The sequence below is a fragment of the Shewanella halifaxensis HAW-EB4 genome (genome assembly GCF_000019185.1).
Taxonomy (GTDB): Bacteria; Pseudomonadota; Gammaproteobacteria; order Enterobacterales; family Shewanellaceae; genus Shewanella; species Shewanella halifaxensis.
This window is the reverse complement of record NC_010334.1, coordinates 2458570-2476096: the sequence shown is the minus strand read 5'-3', so window position 1 is coordinate 2476096 and position 17527 is coordinate 2458570. Positions and strand designations below refer to the sequence as shown.

15 protein-coding genes are annotated in these 17527 nt (G+C 43.2%); 3 read left to right on the top strand and 12 right to left on the bottom strand.

Features of this window, described 5'->3' with window-relative positions:
- Positions 1–257 precede the first annotated feature (257 nt).
- Positions 258–1205 carry a magnesium/cobalt transporter CorA gene (corA, locus tag SHAL_RS10720; protein ID WP_012277144.1) on the top strand — a complete coding sequence of 316 codons (948 nt, stop codon included), beginning with the start codon at positions 258–260 and terminating at the stop codon, positions 1203–1205.
- A gap of 164 nt (positions 1206–1369) precedes the next feature.
- Here the strand turns inward: corA and SHAL_RS10715 are convergent, their stop codons facing one another.
- From SHAL_RS10715 to aroA, 10 genes are all read right to left on the bottom strand, one after another.
- Entirely contained in the window at positions 1370–1720 is a 351-nt protein-coding gene (locus tag SHAL_RS10715; RefSeq protein WP_012277143.1) for a DMT family protein, read from the bottom strand.
- 237 nt (positions 1721–1957) lie between these two features.
- Positions 1958–2500 carry a DUF2058 domain-containing protein gene (locus SHAL_RS10710; RefSeq protein ID WP_012277142.1) on the bottom strand — a complete coding sequence of 181 codons (543 nt, stop codon included), beginning with the start codon at positions 2498–2500 and terminating at the stop codon, positions 1958–1960.
- A 61-nt stretch (positions 2501–2561) separates the two neighbouring features.
- A complete protein-coding gene (locus SHAL_RS10705; protein ID WP_012277141.1) occupies positions 2562–3368 on the bottom strand; it encodes an SDR family oxidoreductase in 807 nt (268 codons plus the stop codon).
- Positions 3369–3443: 75 nt separating this feature from the next.
- Positions 3444–4139: an orotidine-5'-phosphate decarboxylase gene (gene pyrF / locus SHAL_RS10700; RefSeq protein ID WP_012277140.1), complete on the bottom strand. Its 696-nt coding sequence runs from the start codon at positions 4137–4139 to the stop codon at positions 3444–3446.
- Positions 4140–4205: 66 nt separating this feature from the next.
- Positions 4206–5366: a lipopolysaccharide assembly protein LapB gene (lapB, locus tag SHAL_RS10695; RefSeq protein ID WP_012277139.1), complete on the bottom strand. Its 1161-nt coding sequence runs from the start codon at positions 5364–5366 to the stop codon at positions 4206–4208.
- A 1-nt stretch (position 5367) separates the two neighbouring features.
- Positions 5368–5688 (bottom strand): LapA family protein, encoded by a 321-nt coding sequence (locus SHAL_RS10690; RefSeq protein WP_041416377.1) that lies wholly within the window; start codon positions 5686–5688, stop codon positions 5368–5370.
- Between the two features lie 122 nt (positions 5689–5810).
- Complete coding sequence (gene ihfB, locus SHAL_RS10685; RefSeq protein ID WP_012277137.1) at positions 5811–6098, bottom strand: integration host factor subunit beta; 288 nt, start codon at positions 6096–6098, stop codon at positions 5811–5813.
- Between the two features lie 72 nt (positions 6099–6170).
- Positions 6171–7838, bottom strand: a complete 1668-nt coding sequence (gene rpsA, locus SHAL_RS10680) for a 30S ribosomal protein S1 (RefSeq protein ID WP_012277136.1) — start codon at positions 7836–7838, stop codon at positions 6171–6173.
- Between the two features lie 97 nt (positions 7839–7935).
- Complete coding sequence (gene cmk, locus SHAL_RS10675; protein ID WP_012277135.1) at positions 7936–8628, bottom strand: (d)CMP kinase; 693 nt, start codon at positions 8626–8628, stop codon at positions 7936–7938.
- 179 nt (positions 8629–8807) lie between these two features.
- Entirely contained in the window at positions 8808–10088 is a 1281-nt protein-coding gene (aroA, locus tag SHAL_RS10670; RefSeq protein ID WP_012277134.1) for a 3-phosphoshikimate 1-carboxyvinyltransferase, read from the bottom strand.
- Positions 10089–10518: 430 nt separating this feature from the next.
- Here aroA and SHAL_RS10665 point away from each other — a divergent pair, with 430 nt between their 5' ends.
- A complete protein-coding gene (locus tag SHAL_RS10665) occupies positions 10519–11712 on the top strand; it encodes an amino acid aminotransferase (RefSeq protein ID WP_041416375.1) in 1194 nt (397 codons plus the stop codon).
- Between the two features lie 102 nt (positions 11713–11814).
- Here SHAL_RS10665 and serC read toward each other — a convergent pair whose 3' ends face one another.
- A complete protein-coding gene (serC, locus tag SHAL_RS10660) occupies positions 11815–12906 on the bottom strand; it encodes a 3-phosphoserine/phosphohydroxythreonine transaminase (RefSeq protein WP_012277132.1) in 1092 nt (363 codons plus the stop codon).
- A gap of 422 nt (positions 12907–13328) precedes the next feature.
- Between serC and SHAL_RS10655 the strand changes: the two genes are divergently transcribed.
- Positions 13329–14486, top strand: a complete 1158-nt coding sequence (locus SHAL_RS10655) for a serine hydrolase domain-containing protein (RefSeq protein WP_012277131.1) — start codon at positions 13329–13331, stop codon at positions 14484–14486.
- Positions 14487–14613: 127 nt separating this feature from the next.
- Here the strand turns inward: SHAL_RS10655 and gyrA are convergent, their stop codons facing one another.
- The gene (gyrA, locus tag SHAL_RS10650; protein ID WP_012277130.1) at positions 14614–17340 is read right to left on the bottom strand and encodes a DNA gyrase subunit A; all 2727 of its coding nucleotides are present in this window, start codon (positions 17338–17340) and stop codon (positions 14614–14616) included.
- Between the last annotated feature and the right edge of the window lie 187 nt (positions 17341–17527).

Here is a 17527-nt window from a genome sequence, read left to right as displayed (position 1 = left end):
GGTACGAAATCTTTTAGCGGGTCCGTCATTAGCCGTTAACTTCTATATCGCCATACAGGTTTACTCACGGCTAACTTTGCAAGCTAATAGCACGACAATTTTCCCCCCTTCTAGCAATTGCGCTGAAAAATAAAGCTTCTGCCTCCTATAAGCGAACATTTATTCCATATTTAGATGCTTTATCTTTGCAATCATTGACTAAAATATTTAATTATATGGATATTGACTAACACTTACTCTTTTGCGATGGGAACAATATGATCACTGCGTATTGCTACGAGAATCATCAAATAATTACAACAATTCTTAATATTGAAGATCCTTTACCTGAAACAACAATTTGGTTAGATATTTATCGACCCATTGAAGCAGAAAGACACTGGTTGGCCGGATTTTCCGCCGATAAGGTTCCTAATAGAGAAGACAAAAATGAAATTGAAGCCTCTTCACGCTTTTACCAGAACAAAGATGGTTTACACGTTAACTCATTATTTAGTCAAAAGTCTGGACGGACGCTAAGCTCGGTGAATATTTATTTTAACCTCAGAGAACACTTATTACTCACCATGCGAGATGACGATGAGCGTTTAATAGACTCATTAGTCCCACACCTTCAAAACCTCCAATCCCCTCTTATTACACCACAGCAGTTATTCATTGAGCTTTTCAAAATGAAAGTCGACCATTTAGCCGATCTTATTGAAGAGGTCTATCGGGCTTTAGACAATGTTGGGCATGAAGTCTTTGAAAAAGATCGAATCGATGAGGTGTTTCAACTGATCACAATAAGAGAAGACACTAATGGTAAAATTCGCTTGAATTTACTCGATACGCAACGCACGCTGAATTACATGCTACGAGATTATCAAAATAAACTGTCTAAAGAGGAAACTAAGGACATCAGTAATATGCTGTCTGATCTCGCATCGTTAATACCACATACGCAGTTTCTGTTCGAAAAGCTGAACTTTTTAATGGATGCAGCCATGGGCTTTACAGGCTTACAGCAAAATAAAATCAGCAAAATTTTCTCCGTCGCGGCGGTAGTGTTTCTTCCTCCAACCTTAATAGCAAGCACATACGGTATGAACTTTGATGATATGCCAGAGGTACATTGGCACTATGGCTATCCTTGGTCCATAGCACTTATGTTCGCAAGTGCTGCTGCAACCTTTTTGTTTTTCAAAGTAAAACGTTGGTTATAGTCACTTTGTTGCAAGACAGCGGGTCTCAATGGCAACGATGATTTCATGAATGCAATACGCCACGTTTTGCAGTGGCGATATAAGCTGCTGTTATATTGAAGCTGTTGCATCAAAGAAACGATGAGATGGGTCAAATTTGATAGCTCGACTTAGATGACGTACTGTTAAGCGAACTTACTTCTGAAGGCGAAGTAAACTGCACCGACTAAGCAGAGCCCAGCCCACAGATAATCGAGCTTTAACGGTTCTCTTAAATAGAATACTGAAAACGGAACAAACACCATCAGGGTTATCACTTCTTGTAGGATTTTAAGTTGGCCTACATTCAGCACGGTGTAGCCAATTCTATTAGCTGGCACTTGAAGTAAGTATTCAAATAGTGCAATGCCCCAGCTGATTAATGCAGCAATAATCCACGGCTTGTTGTTTAACTCTTTTAGGTGAGCATACCAGGCAAATGTCATAAAGATATTGCTACAGACGAGCAATGAGATACTGATGAAAATGGGGTTCATGGCCGAACAGACTCACGTTATAGATCATCAAACTGATGTTTTGATGAAGTAGGCTAAAAATGTTGGCGCATTCTACTGACAGCCCAATTTTCCGTAAACAACTATTTATGCGTTGTGATTACTTTGATGTGTATTGAGATAATTTGAATGTATAAAAAAAGCCGTAACGATGAGTTCGTTACGGCTTTAATGCTTCATTACTTCACTGCTTTGGCTAAGAAGCAGAGAAAGGATTGATTACCACATTAGATCATCAGGGATCACGTAATCAGCATACGGATCATCTTCTTCAACAATCTTAGTATTATCTTCTTGAGTCCAAAGGTAGCCAACCCACGCAGGTACAAGTAGGTTAACTCGTTCAGCCAACTTATGAGGTACTAAGTAGGTGATCTCTTCATGTCTGATAATACCTAGGTGACCATTGAGTAATTCACCTTGCATTTTTTCATTTACATAAAGCGAGTAAATCTTATTTTCAAAAGTGAAGTTAAACTTAATTTCAGCATCTTTTGGCGGCGTAATGACAAACTTTTTAAACTCAGTAACCAGTCCACGAACCAAACCTTTTTCAGAGGCCTCAGCAAAACGTTGCTCGTTTAGCTGTTTATCCTTATCTAGCTGCGCTTGTTTTTTTGCCGCAATCTCTTGTTTAAGCGCTTCAGAGCCATCATCGACTTTAGCTTTTCGATCACGACGCTTCTGGGTTTTAGTGTCTTTTACTTTTTGCTTACTAACTAAACCAGCTTTTAACAGCTGCTCTTGAAATGGATTTGCCATATCTATAAATCTCTAATTTAACAATTACTCTAATGTTAGTTATTTTTTACTTATTTGTTGCTTAGTTGCGTCTAGCTAATTGGCCTATCTCGGCAATAGCGGCGCCCGCGCCACCAAGTGACCAACCACCATCAACGGGTAATACAGCACCCGTGATGTAAGACGCCATATCAGATGCTAGAAATAATGCTGCATTGGCAATATCGTCACAACTACCGTTACGCCTTAAAGGGACACCTTTGGCAACATGAGCCTGTAACTCTGCACTAGGAGCTAACCTATCAAATCCTTCTGTACCAGCAATCGGTCCTGGAACGATAGAATTGATCCGAATGCCTTTACAGCCCCACTCTATCGCTAATGTCTTAGTTAACATATCGACGCCAGCTTTAGCAGCACAAACGTGTACCTGCATAGGCATTGGCACGAATGCTTGCGGCGCTGAGATCTGAATGATGGCACCGCCCTGCTCTTTAATCAGTGGAAAACCTTGCTTAAGCACCTGAAAGCTTCCTAGAAGGTCGATATCCATGACTGACTTAAAGCCATTTTCTGACAGCTTTTCAGCCGATGACGGAAAGTTACCCGCTGCCCCACTCACTAAAACATCAATGTGCGAAAATGAGTCGGCAATGACGGCAAAACCTAGTTTTAACGCTTCAAGATCTCTTACGTCAAAACAGACGCCTAAGTGCTTACCTTCTGGGTTAGCGAGTTTTAACTGCTCAACAGCAGCATTAACTTTAGTTTCACTGCGACTCGCAACAGCCACATTCGCACCAGCCTGAGAGAAGCGAATAGCGATACCTAAGTTTATGCCACTGGTACCGCCAACAACGACAACATTCTTTCCTTGATAGCTAAACATTGCGACTTTTCCCTATAGGTCATATTTTAAGGCCATTAATGCCAAGATAAATATAACCTACAAGGCGAAAGCAATTTATGCAATCGTTTGATGGATTGCTTGTAATGCCTTTAGCGGATCTGCAGCTTTTGTAATTGGACGTCCAATTACTAAATAATCAGAACCCGCAGCAAGCGCTTCAGCGGGTGTCATCACTCGGTGTTGATCGCCTTTGTCAGAGCCTGCTGGGCGAATACCAGGTGTGATGAGTTTGAAGTCTTGACCGAACTTAGCTTTTAATAAGCTTGATTCCTGCGCAGAACAGACAACCCCATCAAGGCCTGCTTGTTTAGTCAGCGCCGCAAGTCTTAACACATGCTCCGAGGCTGGGACATTGATGCCAAGTAACTTAAGCTCTTCATCGCTCATTGAGGTTAATACAGTAACAGCGATAAGCAAAGGCGCTTTGTCCCCGTATGGCTCGAGTGCGCGCTTAGCGGCTTCCATCATGGCTAGCCCGCCAGAGGCATGGATATTCGTCATCCAAACGCCTAGTTCTGCGGCGGCGGCTACCGCTTTAGCGACAGTATTTGGGATATCGTGGAACTTAAGATCTAGGAACAGATCAAACCCACGGCTATGAATATCGGTAACCAATTGCGGGCCAAACAGAGTAAACATCTCTTTGCCAACTTTTAGTCGACACATATCAGGGTCTAATTGATCGATAAGCTGCAAAGCATCATTTTTATTATCATAGTCTAGGGCAACTAAAATAGGCTTGTCAGTCATTCTTTCTCCAATCGCTTTGCGGTGTAGGTTTTACAGTTTTTATTGATAAACCAGGGGCGCTAACGGTTACTCACCGTCTAGACCTCTGATCCTTTTGATGCTGCCCCAATGCTTACATGAGGGACAATGCCAATATAGCCTATGGGATGGGAAGCCACATTCTCTGCAGCGATACCCAGGTCTATATTTGATCTGTTGTTCTACTAGCTGTTCAAGCATTGTTAAACTCTGCTTGGCTTGTCCTTCTTCAGCTTGTAGTAAATGCATTTTCATAAGGTGCTGGAAGCTTTTCATCGTGGGGTGCCTAATTAGGCCTTCCATGATCAACTTTTCTGCATCTTTAGGGTGTCCTTGCTCAATCATGTGCTGAGCAAGGGTGATGGTAATACTGGCACCAGCCCCATTCTCTATCGCTTCCCGAAGAAGCTCCTGATAGCCGGTACTGTCATTGGTAATTAGATAAGCTTGTTTTGCTATTGCTAAAGCATCGGGCAAAAAGTCAATATCAGTGGTAAGCAGCTTTTCTATCGCTTGCTTGCAAGCCTTAAACTCTTCTTGCCTTAAATACTGCTCCGCAAGCGCGAGTAAGGCGCGCGGACATTGACTATCTTGCTTAATCGCCAGCTGCAGGTTCTTAAGTTTTAATGTCTCATCTTCAGTTTCATCGGCTAATTCACAGTAAAAGTGCGCAGTATCATGTTTGAGTTCTTGTTGGCGTTTACGCTTCAACTTTTTGATAATGTCGATCGCTTTTTGCCAATCTTTAGTCACTTGGTAGATTGCGATGAGTTGAGTTTCAGCTTCTTCACTGTGATCATCTTGATTAACAAGATTAATAAAAATCTCTTCTGCTCTGTCGTAAAAACCGGCAGCTAAATAGTCTTTACCCAACTCCATCATTGCCAAATCTCGTTGCTCAGTGGTTAAGCTTGGCCTTGCAATGAGGTTTTGGTGAATACGAATAGAGCGGTCAACTTCGCCGCGTTTACGAAATAGTGAACCTAACGAAAGATGGGTATCAATAGTATCATCGTCGACATCTAACATACTGATAAACAGGTCAACGGCTTTATCTGATTCATTCGACAGCAGAAAGTTAAGCCCTGTGAAATAATCACGGCTTAGCTGCTTTCTTTGATTTGTCTGTTTCTGCCTGACACTTCTGCGTCCCATATACCAGCCATAACCGGCTGCTATTGGAAGAAGCAGAAAGAGGATTTCTAACATATTAAGCGTCTACTTCTTTTTCTGTGCTTTGTTTAACGACTAGAGTTTTCGATTCGGATTCAGTTATTTGCTTGTCTTCTGCGTTTAATAATTTCTTATTCGCACGACGTAGCGCTAATTTTAAACCCGCGATATGGTACAAAGCGAAGATCCAGCTCACTAGAAAGCCAGCCAAGAACACAAATGCGAGCACCACGGGTAACCTAAACTCGCCTTGAGCAACAAAGTAACTAATCGTCACGACTTGTTCATTACGAGCACCAAAGATAAGCGCTAAGAAAAAAAATGCAGCGACAAAAAAGGCAATGATAAATGACTTCACGTTAAGCTCCATGAACGCGTAGATAAGCTTTGATTATCTTAGAAAAAGAGCGAACTAGCTAGCTATACCTAAGTTTTAGGTATAAAAAAGCCTCCTAATGGAGGCTTTTAATACAATGTAAATTACGTGTTGATTGCATCAACACGTTCGCGCAGTTCTTTGCCTGGCTTAAAGTGCGGTACATACTTGCCTTCCAATTCGACTGAAGTACCAGTCTTTGGGTTACGGCCAGTGCGTGGTGCACGATAATGAAGTGAGAAACTACCAAATCCACGGATCTCGATTCGATCTCCAGCTTCTAATGTATCGGCCATTTGCTCCAACATTTCTTTGATAGCGGCTTCCACTTCTTTCGCAGACAGCTGCGACTGCCTAGTGGCAAGTTTTTCGATTAGTTCGGATTTAGTCATCCTATACCCTCTATTATCAAGCCAAACACAGTCACCTTTTAGGGGTGCAAGCACCCCTGAACGTCAAGGCGATTATTTACGAGCTGCTTTGAACGCTTCAGCCATAGCACTGCTCATCACAGCGTCTTCCTGACTGTTCAAGCTAGCCATTGCTTCTTTCTCTTCAGCTTCATCTTTCGCACGGATAGATAGGCTGATAGTGCGGTTCTTACGATCCACACCCATGAACTTAGATTCTACTTTGTCACCTACAGCGTAAACTGTAGATGCATCTTCGATACGCTCACGAGAGATATCTGAAACGCGAAGGTAACCTTCAACAGTCTCAGCTAGTTCAATTGTAACACCTTTTGCGTCAACTGCAGTAACAACACCATTTACTACAACACCTTTCTTCTTATCAGCAAGGTATGCATTGAATGGATCGTCTTCAGTTTGCTTAACGCCTAAGCTGATGCGCTCACGCTCTGGGTCTACTGAAAGAACTACAGCGTGGATTTCGTCGCCTTTCTTGTATTCAGCAACTGCGTCTTCGCCAGTACCGTTCCAAGAGATGTCAGAAAGGTGAACTAGACCGTCGATGCCGCCGTCAAGACCGATGAAGATACCGAAGTCAGTGATTGACTTGATCTTACCAGAAACCTTGTCGCCCTTGTTGAAACGCTCTGCGAAATCATCCCATGGGTTAGTCTTACATTGCTTAAGACCTAGAGAGATACGACGACGCTCTTCATCGATGTCAAGAACTAGAACTTCAACTTCATCACCTAGGTTAACAACCTTAGATGGGTGAATGTTCTTGTTAGTCCAATCCATTTCAGAAACGTGAACAAGACCTTCAACGCCTTCTTCGATTTCAACGAAACAACCGTAGTCAGTTAGGTTAGTAACGCGACCAGTCAAACGTGTGTTTTCTGGGTAGCGCTTGCTGATTTCTAACCATGGATCTTCGCCAAGTTGCTTAAGACCTAGTGATACGCGTGTACGCTCACGGTCATACTTAAGAACTTTAACGTTGATTTCGTCACCAACATTAACGATTTCAGATGGGTGCTTAACACGCTTCCAAGCCATATCAGTGATATGTAGAAGACCGTCAACACCACCAAGATCAACGAATGCACCGTAGTCAGTAAGGTTCTTAACGATACCCTTAACTGATTGACCTTCTTGAAGGTTCTCAAGAAGAGCATCACGCTCTGCGCTGCTTTCTGATTCGATAACTGCACGACGAGAAACAACAACGTTGTTGCGCTTCTGGTCAAGCTTGATAACTTTGAATTCTAATTCTTTGTTTTCTAGGTGAGCAGTATCGCGAACTGGGCGAACGTCAACTAGAGAACCTGGTAGGAATGCACGGATACCGTTTAATTCAACAGTGAAACCGCCTTTAACCTTACCATTGATGATACCGATTACAGTTTCAGCATCTTCGTACGCTTTTTCTAGAACGATCCAAGCTTCGTGACGCTTAGCTTTCTCACGAGAAAGTTGGGTTTCACCGAAACCATCTTCAACAGAGTCAAGCGCAACATCAACTTCATCACCAACAGCAACTTCTAGAGCGCCTTGAGCGTTCTTGAATTGTTCAGCTGGGATTGGGCTTTCAGACTTAAGACCTGCGTCAACTAGTACCATACCGTTTTCGATGGCTACAACTACACCACGTACGATAGAACCAGGACGGAATTCAAGTTCATTAAGGGATTGTTCAAATAGATCAGCAAAAGATTCAGTCATGTTTAAGTTACTTTCTTTAATAAACCACGGACCATCCTGGACGTGGAGTCAGTATAATAATTCATCTCATCCATGTGACGAATAGTTAAGTACCTGCTTACGCAGGCACTTGGAGCTTTTGATGAATATGCGTTAGCGCTAAGTCCAACACATCTTCAATATTAATGTTAGTCGTATCGATAATAAGTGCATCTTCGGCAGGCACCAAAGGAGCGACACTGCGATTCATATCGCGGTCGTCACGCTCTTTTATCTCAGACAAAAGTTGATCGATGTTAACATCGAAGCCCTTGTCCTGCAACTGATTATAGCGTCTTTGGGCTCTTTCTTCCGCCGTCGCCGTTAAATACAATTTAGCTGGTGTGGCTGGAAATACAACTGTTCCCATATCACGACCGTCAGCAATCAAGCCGGGGGCTTCTGCAAATGCACGCTGACGACGCAGTAACGCTTCCCTAACACGTGGAAATGCCGCTACTTTTGATGCCGCATTAGAGCACTCTTGGCTACGTATCGTTGTCGATACATCCTCGCCCTCTAAAACGACTTTAATTCCTTTGCCTTCATTACCCGTCACAAATTGCACGTCCAAGTGTGCAGCAAGTAATGTCAACGATTCTTCGTTATCTAGTTCTACGTTATGATGAATAGCGGCTAACGCTAATACACGGTAAATCGCACCACTATCGAGTAACTTGTAGCCTAACCGCTCCGCAAGTAACTGACTAATAGTACCTTTTCCCGCACCGCTTGGGCCGTCAACAGTGACAACAGGCGCCCTTTCTGACATAAAATCCTCCACAAGAAATTCCATTTTCCTCGACATAACCGAAAAATGAGCGCGCGCATTATAAACCATGTAACTTAAGAAAGCGGCAAAAACTTCAAATATTCGGGAACTTGGTTCAGCAAACCTTCAGGTTAACCACGATTAACCTGAAAGCTATCACTGTTTATCGTGGTGCACGCTTAGTTAGCAAGCGCGTTGAATTGATTGAAATAATCAGGGAATGTTTTAGACGTACACTCAGGTTCATTAATGGTGATCCCGCAATCAGCAAATGCCATCATAGAAAAGCACATCGCCATACGGTGATCATTGTAGGTATCAATTGCCGCAGTATTTAACTTAGCGGGTGGCGTCACACTAATGTAGTCATGACCTTCATCCACAATCGCCCCTACCTTTCGCAGTTCTGTTGCCATCGCTGCAAGGCGATCGGTCTCTTTAATACGCCAGTTATAAATATTGCGAATACGGGTTGTACCTGTCGCAAACAGCGCAGCAGTTGCAATCGTCATCGCCGCATCTGGGATATGATTCATATCAAGATCAACCGCTTTTAGCTTTGCTTGACGAGCGATAATGTAATCATCGCCCCATTCTATATCTGCACCCATTTGCTCGAGCACATCGGCAAACTTAACATCACCTTGAATACTGAGCTTGCCTACACCAGTAACTTTTACTTCTCCACCTTGAATCGCTCCGGCAGCAAGAAAATATGATGCCGATGACGCATCACCTTCTACGAGTACTTTTCCAGGTGACACATAACGCTGACCCGCTTTAATGACGAATGAGGCGTAGTCATTGTTTTGCACTTCGACGCCAAACTGCGCCATCAAAGCAAGCGTAATATCGATATAAGGTTTTGAGACAAGCTCGCCTTTAATCTTGATATTGACATCGCCTTTGGCCAGTGGCGCAACCATCAGTAGTGCCGTTAAAAACTGGCTGGATAGATCGCCCGCAATCTCGACATTGCCACCATTTAAACCGGTAGAAGTGATATTTAGCGGCGGAAAGCCTTCATTTTTAAGATAGCTTACCTCGGCACCAAGTTGGCGCAGCGCGTCGACGAGATCGCCAATAGGACGCTCTTCCATTCGCGGCTCACCTGTTAAGGTAAACTGACCTTGGCCTAATGTCAGCGCAGCGCACAAAGGCCGCATAGCAGTGCCAGCATTACCTAAAAATAGCGTTTGTGGCTCACCCGCATTTAATGGACCGGCTAAGCCATCTAATTCACAAACTGTGTTGTTATTTGATAAACGATAGCTGACGCCTAACTGCTTAAGCGAGGCCAACATATAACGAATATCATCGGAGTCGAGTAAATTGGTGAGTGTCGTGGTTCCACTAGCGAGTGTCGCCAATAATAAAGCACGATTTGAGATACTCTTTGAACCAGGAATATTAATGGTACCTGATACTTTTTTAATCGGCTCTAAACGTAATTGATTCATTCCGTACTTCTTATTATTGCTGCAGGAGTCAAACTCGCCCGCGGGTTAACAGTAGATGTTCATGCAAGACGGCTTTTGCTCCTAATCGGATAGGATTTAGGGTCACCACGACAAAATGACAGCCGTCTTCGCGTTTGTTTGAACTTCGTAGATATAAAGTTACTCATTGCTGCGCAGGATTCAACACTTTTTTATAAAAATCATCCTTTACTAGTCAATTTATGCTCAAGTAGCGATAAAGCATAGTTTCACCCAATAACTTGAGCCACAATTAGCACGGTGAAATTAGATGTGGGATCAATATTTTCAAACAAGTTTCAGCATCAAAGTGAACTGCAATGCTGTTCAGTGTTAGGTTATATACGTTACTCTAAGTGAATAAAGATAAATGGCTGCTAAACAGCCAACAACAGAGAAGGTAAATGGAGCCATGTTCAACAAATTGACCGCTATGCCTGCCGATCCAATTCTTGGGTTACTGACTAAGTATCGTGAAGATGACCATTCTCAAAAAGTCGATTTGGGTGTGGGTGTCTATAAAGATGAGTCGGGTCACACACCAATCCTGTCTTGCGTGAAAAAGGCAGAGAAGTTTAGGTTAGAGACAGAGTCAACCAAAGTTTACATCGGCCCTACTGGTTCTGCCGACTTTAACCGCTTAATGTCTGAACTTGCTTTTGGCGCTGTTCACCCAGCAATTATCGCTAATCGAATTCGCACAGTTTCGACACCCGGTGGTACGGGAGCACTGCGTGTTGCGGCCGATTTTATCAAACGCTGTAACCCAAATGCGGTAATCTGGGTTAGCGATCCAACTTGGGCTAACCACACTGGATTATTTGAGGCGGCGGGCATTACCGTTAAAACCTACCCCTACTATGACTACGAAACGAAATCGCTTAAGTTTGACGAGATGAAAGCGGCGCTAGCAAACGTTAGCTCTGACGATGTCGTCCTTCTACATGCATGTTGTCATAACCCAAGTGGCATGGACTTAAGCGTCCCACAATGGGACGAGATCATCACCCTCACAGCCGATAAGGGGTTTACACCACTAATTGATATGGCTTACCAAGGTTTTGGTGACGGTGTAGATGAAGATGCTTATGGCGTACGTAAGATGGCAGCAGCAGTCAACGATATGATCCTGTGCAGCTCTTGCTCGAAGAACTTTGGTTTATACCGCGAGCGTATCGGCGCATGCACGATAATTGCTAAGGATGCGACTCGTGCTGATATCGCGTTTTCAGTACTCTTGTACGTGATACGTTGTATCTACTCAATGCCACCAGCTCATGGCGCCGCCATTGTCGAAACTATACTTGGTTCAGATGAGCTAAAACAGGAATGGTTAGACGAACTAACCGTGATGCGAGAGCGCATTAACGGTAACCGTACAATGTTAGTTAATAAGCTGAAAGAGAAAGGCGTACAACGCAACTTTGACTTTATCGCCCAGCAGAAAGGCATGTTCTCTTTCCTTGGGATCACAGCAGCACAGGTTGCCGAGCTGCAGGAGCATTATAGTGTTTACATGGTGGACTCAAGCCGTATTAGTATCGCAGGTATTGGAACCGGTAATGTCGATTACTTAGCAGAATCGATTGCTAAAGTGATCTCTTAAAAAAATCTGTCACTCTAATATTCCGTACACGACTTAAAAATTAAAAAGCCGATAATAGAAATATTATCGGCTTTTTCGTCTCAATATTGAGGTTCGATGCGGTTAGCTATGCTTTGCAGCAAACGCCTGCATAAACTCAACTAAAGTGTCCACACCTTCTAGTGGCATTGCGTTGTATATACTGGCACGCATTCCACCGACACTACGGTGGCCTTTAAGCGCGACTAAACCAGCCACTTGAGCCTCTTCTAAAAACTGGCTGTTCAACTCAGAATTCGTCAGTTGGAACGTCACATTCATTCGGCTACGATTTTGCTTTGCCACACCACTAACATAAAAATCTAACTCATCGATACACTGATAAAGTCGCTTAGCCTTCTCAAGGTTGAGCTTTTCCATCTCACAGACACCACCGACGCTTTTCAGCCAGCTAAAGACTTCAGCAGCTAAATACCAGGCAAAGGTAGGCGGCGTGTTGTACATAGAATCGTTTTCTACCGCTAAGCGGTAATCCATTATTGATGACTGAGGTAGGCTCGGCAGAACCAGCATATCATCACGAACGATTACGATGCTTAATCCCGATGGGCCAATGTTCTTTTGCGCGCCCGCATAAATTAAACCAAACTGGCTAACATCAATCTTACGCGACAAAATATTAGATGACATATCGGCGATAACGGGCCAAGGGCTGTTAATGCTTTCAAAAATTTCGATACCATCTACAGTCTCATTTGGACAGTAGTGTAGATAGCGATAGTCTTTATCAATTTGGGTGAGATCCGGAATCGAAACTTCTCTCTTTCCCTGTACTGTACTGACAATATCGATTGTATCAATCTTGTCTTTACCCGCTAATTTTTCCGCCTCTTCGACTGCAGCCTTTGACCAGCTACCATCGACTAAATAGAGTGCTTTGCCATCGTTACCTAAAAAATTATTCACAACAGCAGAAAACTGCCCTCGCCCGCCGCCATGCATAAATAGCACGTGATAGTTGAATGGGATATCCATTAATTGACGTAAGTCAGCTTCAGCTTGCTCGGTTAACGCGATAAATTCTTTACTTCGATGACTCACTTCCATTACGGAAACACCTTGGCCATTCCAGTTTAATAGTTCTTTCTGAGCCTTTTGCATTACAGCGGGGGGTAACATGGCAGGGCCTGCACAGAAGTTGAAAATCGCGCTCACAGTATTGTCCTTCTATTATTATCAGTAGAAACATTAGGGTATTAGCATTCTTTACAGCAGTATATCCCAACTCATTGGCAGCTAACATGAAAAAATCAAATGAGTTCTTAATGATTATGGTAGCAAGTCACTATTTTGAAATTTAGACTCTGCTTTTGTTAGCGTTATGGTTAAAATAATACTTATGGTAAAACTTAGTAGTCAAATGTTATTCACAAATACATTGCCACGTTCGGATGACCATTAATCCTAATCTTTTTTATGGCTAATATTTAGATGAAATGTTTTTGATACTAAGAATTTAAATATGAGGCTTTGTACTTAACAAGAACAGCCCCTCATGCATTAAAATGCAACCGTAACGAATTAAACCGCAATAACGATACTAAACAGACCGTATTAACGGCACATTGGAACTGTACATGTTTTTTAAATCTTTACTCCTGTTCGGTACTTTTTCTATCGGATCATTCTTTCCTGCTCAGCAAGTGCATGCAGCGCAATCTCAATATGGCGAGCTTGCAAACAGCTTCAAAAAACGCTTTAACCATGAATTAAAAGATAACAAGCTTCCCGGCGGCGCTTTTGTCATTGTTGAAGCGGATTCAGTCTTAAAACTTGGGACTTATGGCAAACGAGTAAAAGGTGGTAGCCAAAATATAGATGCTGACACGGTATTTAGATTAGCGTCTGTCTCTAAAACCTTTGCAGGTACGCTGGCCTCTATGCTCGTTGAAGAGGGAAAACTAGATTGGCAACAACCTATTATTAGTTATTTGCCAGAATTTGCGTTAGCTAAGCAGCAAAATGTAACACAGATTAACCTAGGCCACATTATTGGTCATAGCACAGGCTTAATGCCAAATAGTTATGACAACCTTATCAATGCCAATGTCAAACTCAGTAAAATTGTCAGTAAATTTGATGAGCTAACCCCCATTTGCAAACCTGGTGTCTGTTATGGCTATCAAAATGTCGCGTTTTCTTTTATCAAAGATGCTATAGAACAACAATCGACTTTCAGCTACGCGAACTTTATACAGCAACGGATTTTCGCACCATTGAGTATGAGCTCTGCCTCTGTTGGCTACGACGCATTTCTAAATGAAAGCAACCGAGCCGAACCCCACGTCAAAACCAAATCTGGATTTCAGAAGGTTAAAGTTAAACCTAATTATTATCAACTTGCACCGGCTGCTGGCGTTAATGCCAGCATTAGCGATCTTTCAAAATGGTTAATGGCGAATTTAGGTCAAAATCCAGACGTGATCTCAGCGAGTATGATAGAGGATCTAACCACACCGGGCGTTAAGACCACAAAAGAGCTACGCCGTAGAGATTGGCGTCCCTACCTTGACAGTGCCCATTACGGTAAAGGTTGGCGCGTCTATGAGTTCAATGGCCGTCCGCTGATCTACCATGCGGGCTGGGTTGCAGGATATGTTGCTGAAGTATCCTACTCTCCTGAGTTAAATATCGGTATGGCGATGTTACTCAATGGCGAGTCACGAGTAATCGCAAAATTAAGCTCCGAGTTTTGGCGCGATGCATTCAAGCAAGCAGATAAACTCGGTATGTGACGTTAAGCATGGGCTATTCGCGGTGACATATCTGTAACCGTTAAATTCGTCTTTAATTAGAAATAAAAAAGGATGCCAATGGCATCCTTTTTTATTAGATTAATCAATCGCAGAATTGTGACTAATTTTAATCTTCAGTTTTTGGCGTTTCAGTACTTTCGCCTTCGGTATTGCTAGCGTCTGTGTTTGCAGCTTCAGTTTGACCTTCAGTTTCTGCAGCGCCTTCAACGATGATTGGGTTGCCCTCTTCATCTAGCTCTACTTCAGGAACTTGAATTTCATCGATACGCTGTAGACCTACCACTTTTTCATCTTCAGCGGTACGAATAATGGTCACACCTTGAGTGTTACGACCAATGCTTGATACACCAGTAGCTGGAGTACGTACTAAGGTACCCTTGTTACTGATCAGCATGATCTCATCATTTTCGCCAACTTGTACTGCACCGACTACGGCGCCGTTACGTTCGCTAACCTTGATAGAGACAACACCTTTAGTACCACGGCTCTTCGCTGGATATTCAGCTAAATCGGTACGCTTACCATAACCGTTCTCAGTCACAGTTAAGATATCGCCCTCGCCCTTAGGTACAATTAGCGATACAACAGTTTGGCCGTCTTCAAGCTTAATACCGCGAACGCCCGTTGCAGTACGTCCCATCGCACGTAGTGCGATAACTTCTTCACCTGTCTCAGGATCGATCTTAACTTCACCAGTTTCAGAGCTACGGGCTTTCTCGTTAAAGCGAACCACTTTACCTTCGTTAGAGAACAGCATGATATCGTTATTACCGTCAGTAATATCAACACCAATTAGCTGATCGCCATCTTTAAGGTTAACGGCAATAATACCGTTTGCACGTGGGTTGCTATAAGCCGTCAATGCAGTCTTCTTAACCGTACCGTGAGACGTTGCCATGATAATGTACTTATCTTCAGCATATTCACGAACAGGTAGAATCGCAGTAATACGCTCACCTTCTGCCAATGGCAATAAGTTAACGATTGGACGACCACGAGCAGTACGACTAGCCAATGGTAACTGGTAAACTTTTAACCAGTACATCTTACCAAAGTCAGAGAAGCACAAGATGGTGTCATGAGTGTTAGCGACCAATAGTTTCTCAACGAAATCTTCGTCTTTCACTTTAGTCGCTGCTTTGCCCTTACCACCACGGCGCTGAGCTTGGTAATCAGACAGTACTTGGTACTTGGCATAGCCTAAGTGAGACAGCGTTACTACAACGTCTTCTTCATTGATAAGGTCTTCAAGACTCATATCAACTTCGTTAGCATTAATAACGGTACGACGCTCATCACCAAAGTTTGCTAGAACTTCTTCAAGTTCTTCTTTAATCACTTCCATCAAACGCTGAGGACTACCAAGAATGAATAGTAGTGCCGCGATGATTTCTAGTAGCTCTTCGTATTCTGCAATGATCTTGTCATGTTCTAGACCGGTTAAACGGTGTAGACGTAACTCTAGAATTGCTTGTGCTTGTTGCTCAGTCAGGTAGTACTTATCGTCGCGAATACCAAATTCAGGCTCTAGCCATTCAGGGCGCGCCGCGTCATCACCAGCTTTCTCAAGCATGCCTTTCACGTGGCCAAGTTCCCAACCTTCTGCAACTAGCTTAACTTTCGCTTCAGCTGGAGTTGGTGAGGCTTTAATCAAGGCAATAATTGGGTCGATGTTTGCTAAGGCTACCGCTAACGCTTCAAGAATATGTGCGCGTTCACGTGCTTTACGTAATTCAAATACGGTACGACGCGTAACCACTTCGCGACGGTGAAGAATAAAGCACTCTAGCATCTCTTTTAGGTTAAACAGTTTTGGCTGACCATTGGTCAGAGCAACCATGTTAATACCAAAAGAGCACTGCATTTGAGTCTGTGCGTAAAGGTTATTAAGAACAACCTCACCCACTTCACCACGCTTAATCTCGATAACGATACGCATACCGTCTTTATCTGATTCGTCGCGTAGACCACTAATGCCTTCGATCTTTTTGTCTTTAACAAGCTCGGCGATTTTTTCAATCAAACGCGCTTTGTTAACTTGATATGGAATTTCGTGAACAATAATACGCTCACGGCCATTCTCTTCCTCAATCTCGGCACGAGAACGCATAACAGCACGGCCACGGCCAGTCTTATACGCATCAATAATGCCTTTACGGCCATTGATAATCGCAGCCGTTGGGAAGTCAGGACCCGGAATGTATTCCATCAACTGTTCGATAGATAATGCTGGGTCTTCAATTAGCGCTAAACAACCGCTGATAACTTCGTTTATGTTATGTGGTGGAATGTTTGTAGCCATACCAACCGCAATACCTGACGAACCATTCACGAGTAGTGTTGGAATGCGTGTTGGTAGAACGGCAGGAATAAACTCGGTGCCATCGTAGTTTGGAACGAAGTCAACGGTCTCTTTCTCAAGATCGGCTAAAAGCTGATGTGCCACCTTGTCCATACGGATTTCGGTATAACGCATTGCTGCCGCCGCATCGCCGTCAACAGAACCGAAGTTACCTTGACCGTCGATAAGTGGGTAGCGCATAGAGAAAGGCTGAGCCAAACGAACGATTGTGTCATATACAGCTGTATCACCATGTGGGTGATACTTACCGATTACGTCACCAACGACACGAGCAGACTTTTTATAAGGCTTGTTCCAGTCGTTTTTCAATTCGCTCATGGCGAATAGTACGCGGCGATGTACCGGTTTTAAACCGTCACGAACGTCAGGCAGTGCACGGCCAACGATTACGCTCATGGCGTAATCTAAGTATGAATTCTTTAATTCGTCTTCAATATTAATTGGTGTTATAGATGAAGCCAGATCAGTCATAAACTGCTCGATCCCCTGAAATTTAGCGTGCTATTCCTATTTCCTAGAATAGCTATGCTTGAAAACGTGATTTGGCATTCTAACACAGTTATTTTATGGCGCTATACCCAAATATAGATTCAGTTTAAATAACCGAAAAAAGCCAATTCACTTGATTAAAATCAAGGCATAGGCGCAATAATTGACC

What these genes read in the sequence shown, in the direction of transcription:
- rpsA (WP_012277136.1), bottom strand. Translation starts at nt 7,838, where the DNA reads ATGACTGAATCTTTTGCTGATCTATTTGAACAATCCCTTAATGAACTT.
- SHAL_RS10655 (WP_012277131.1), top strand. Translation starts at nt 13,329, where the DNA reads ATGTTTTTTAAATCTTTACTCCTGTTCGGTACTTTTTCTATCGGATCA.
- gyrA (WP_012277130.1), bottom strand. Translation starts at nt 17,340, where the DNA reads ATGACTGATCTGGCTTCATCTATAACACCAATTAATATTGAAGACGAA.
- lapB (WP_012277139.1), bottom strand. Translation starts at nt 5,366, where the DNA reads ATGTTAGAAATCCTCTTTCTGCTTCTTCCAATAGCAGCCGGTTATGGC.
- aroA (WP_012277134.1), bottom strand. Translation starts at nt 10,088, where the DNA reads ATGAATCAATTACGTTTAGAGCCGATTAAAAAAGTATCAGGTACCATT.
- SHAL_RS10705 (WP_012277141.1), bottom strand. Translation starts at nt 3,368, where the DNA reads ATGTTTAGCTATCAAGGAAAGAATGTTGTCGTTGTTGGCGGTACCAGT.
- cmk (WP_012277135.1), bottom strand. Translation starts at nt 8,628, where the DNA reads ATGTCAGAAAGGGCGCCTGTTGTCACTGTTGACGGCCCAAGCGGTGCG.
- SHAL_RS10710 (WP_012277142.1), bottom strand. Translation starts at nt 2,500, where the DNA reads ATGGCAAATCCATTTCAAGAGCAGCTGTTAAAAGCTGGTTTAGTTAGT.
- pyrF (WP_012277140.1), bottom strand. Translation starts at nt 4,139, where the DNA reads ATGACTGACAAGCCTATTTTAGTTGCCCTAGACTATGATAATAAAAAT.
- SHAL_RS10665 (WP_041416375.1), top strand. Translation starts at nt 10,519, where the DNA reads ATGTTCAACAAATTGACCGCTATGCCTGCCGATCCAATTCTTGGGTTA.
- corA (WP_012277144.1), top strand. Translation starts at nt 258, where the DNA reads ATGATCACTGCGTATTGCTACGAGAATCATCAAATAATTACAACAATT.
- ihfB (WP_012277137.1), bottom strand. Translation starts at nt 6,098, where the DNA reads ATGACTAAATCCGAACTAATCGAAAAACTTGCCACTAGGCAGTCGCAG.
- SHAL_RS10715 (WP_012277143.1), bottom strand. Translation starts at nt 1,720, where the DNA reads ATGAACCCCATTTTCATCAGTATCTCATTGCTCGTCTGTAGCAATATC.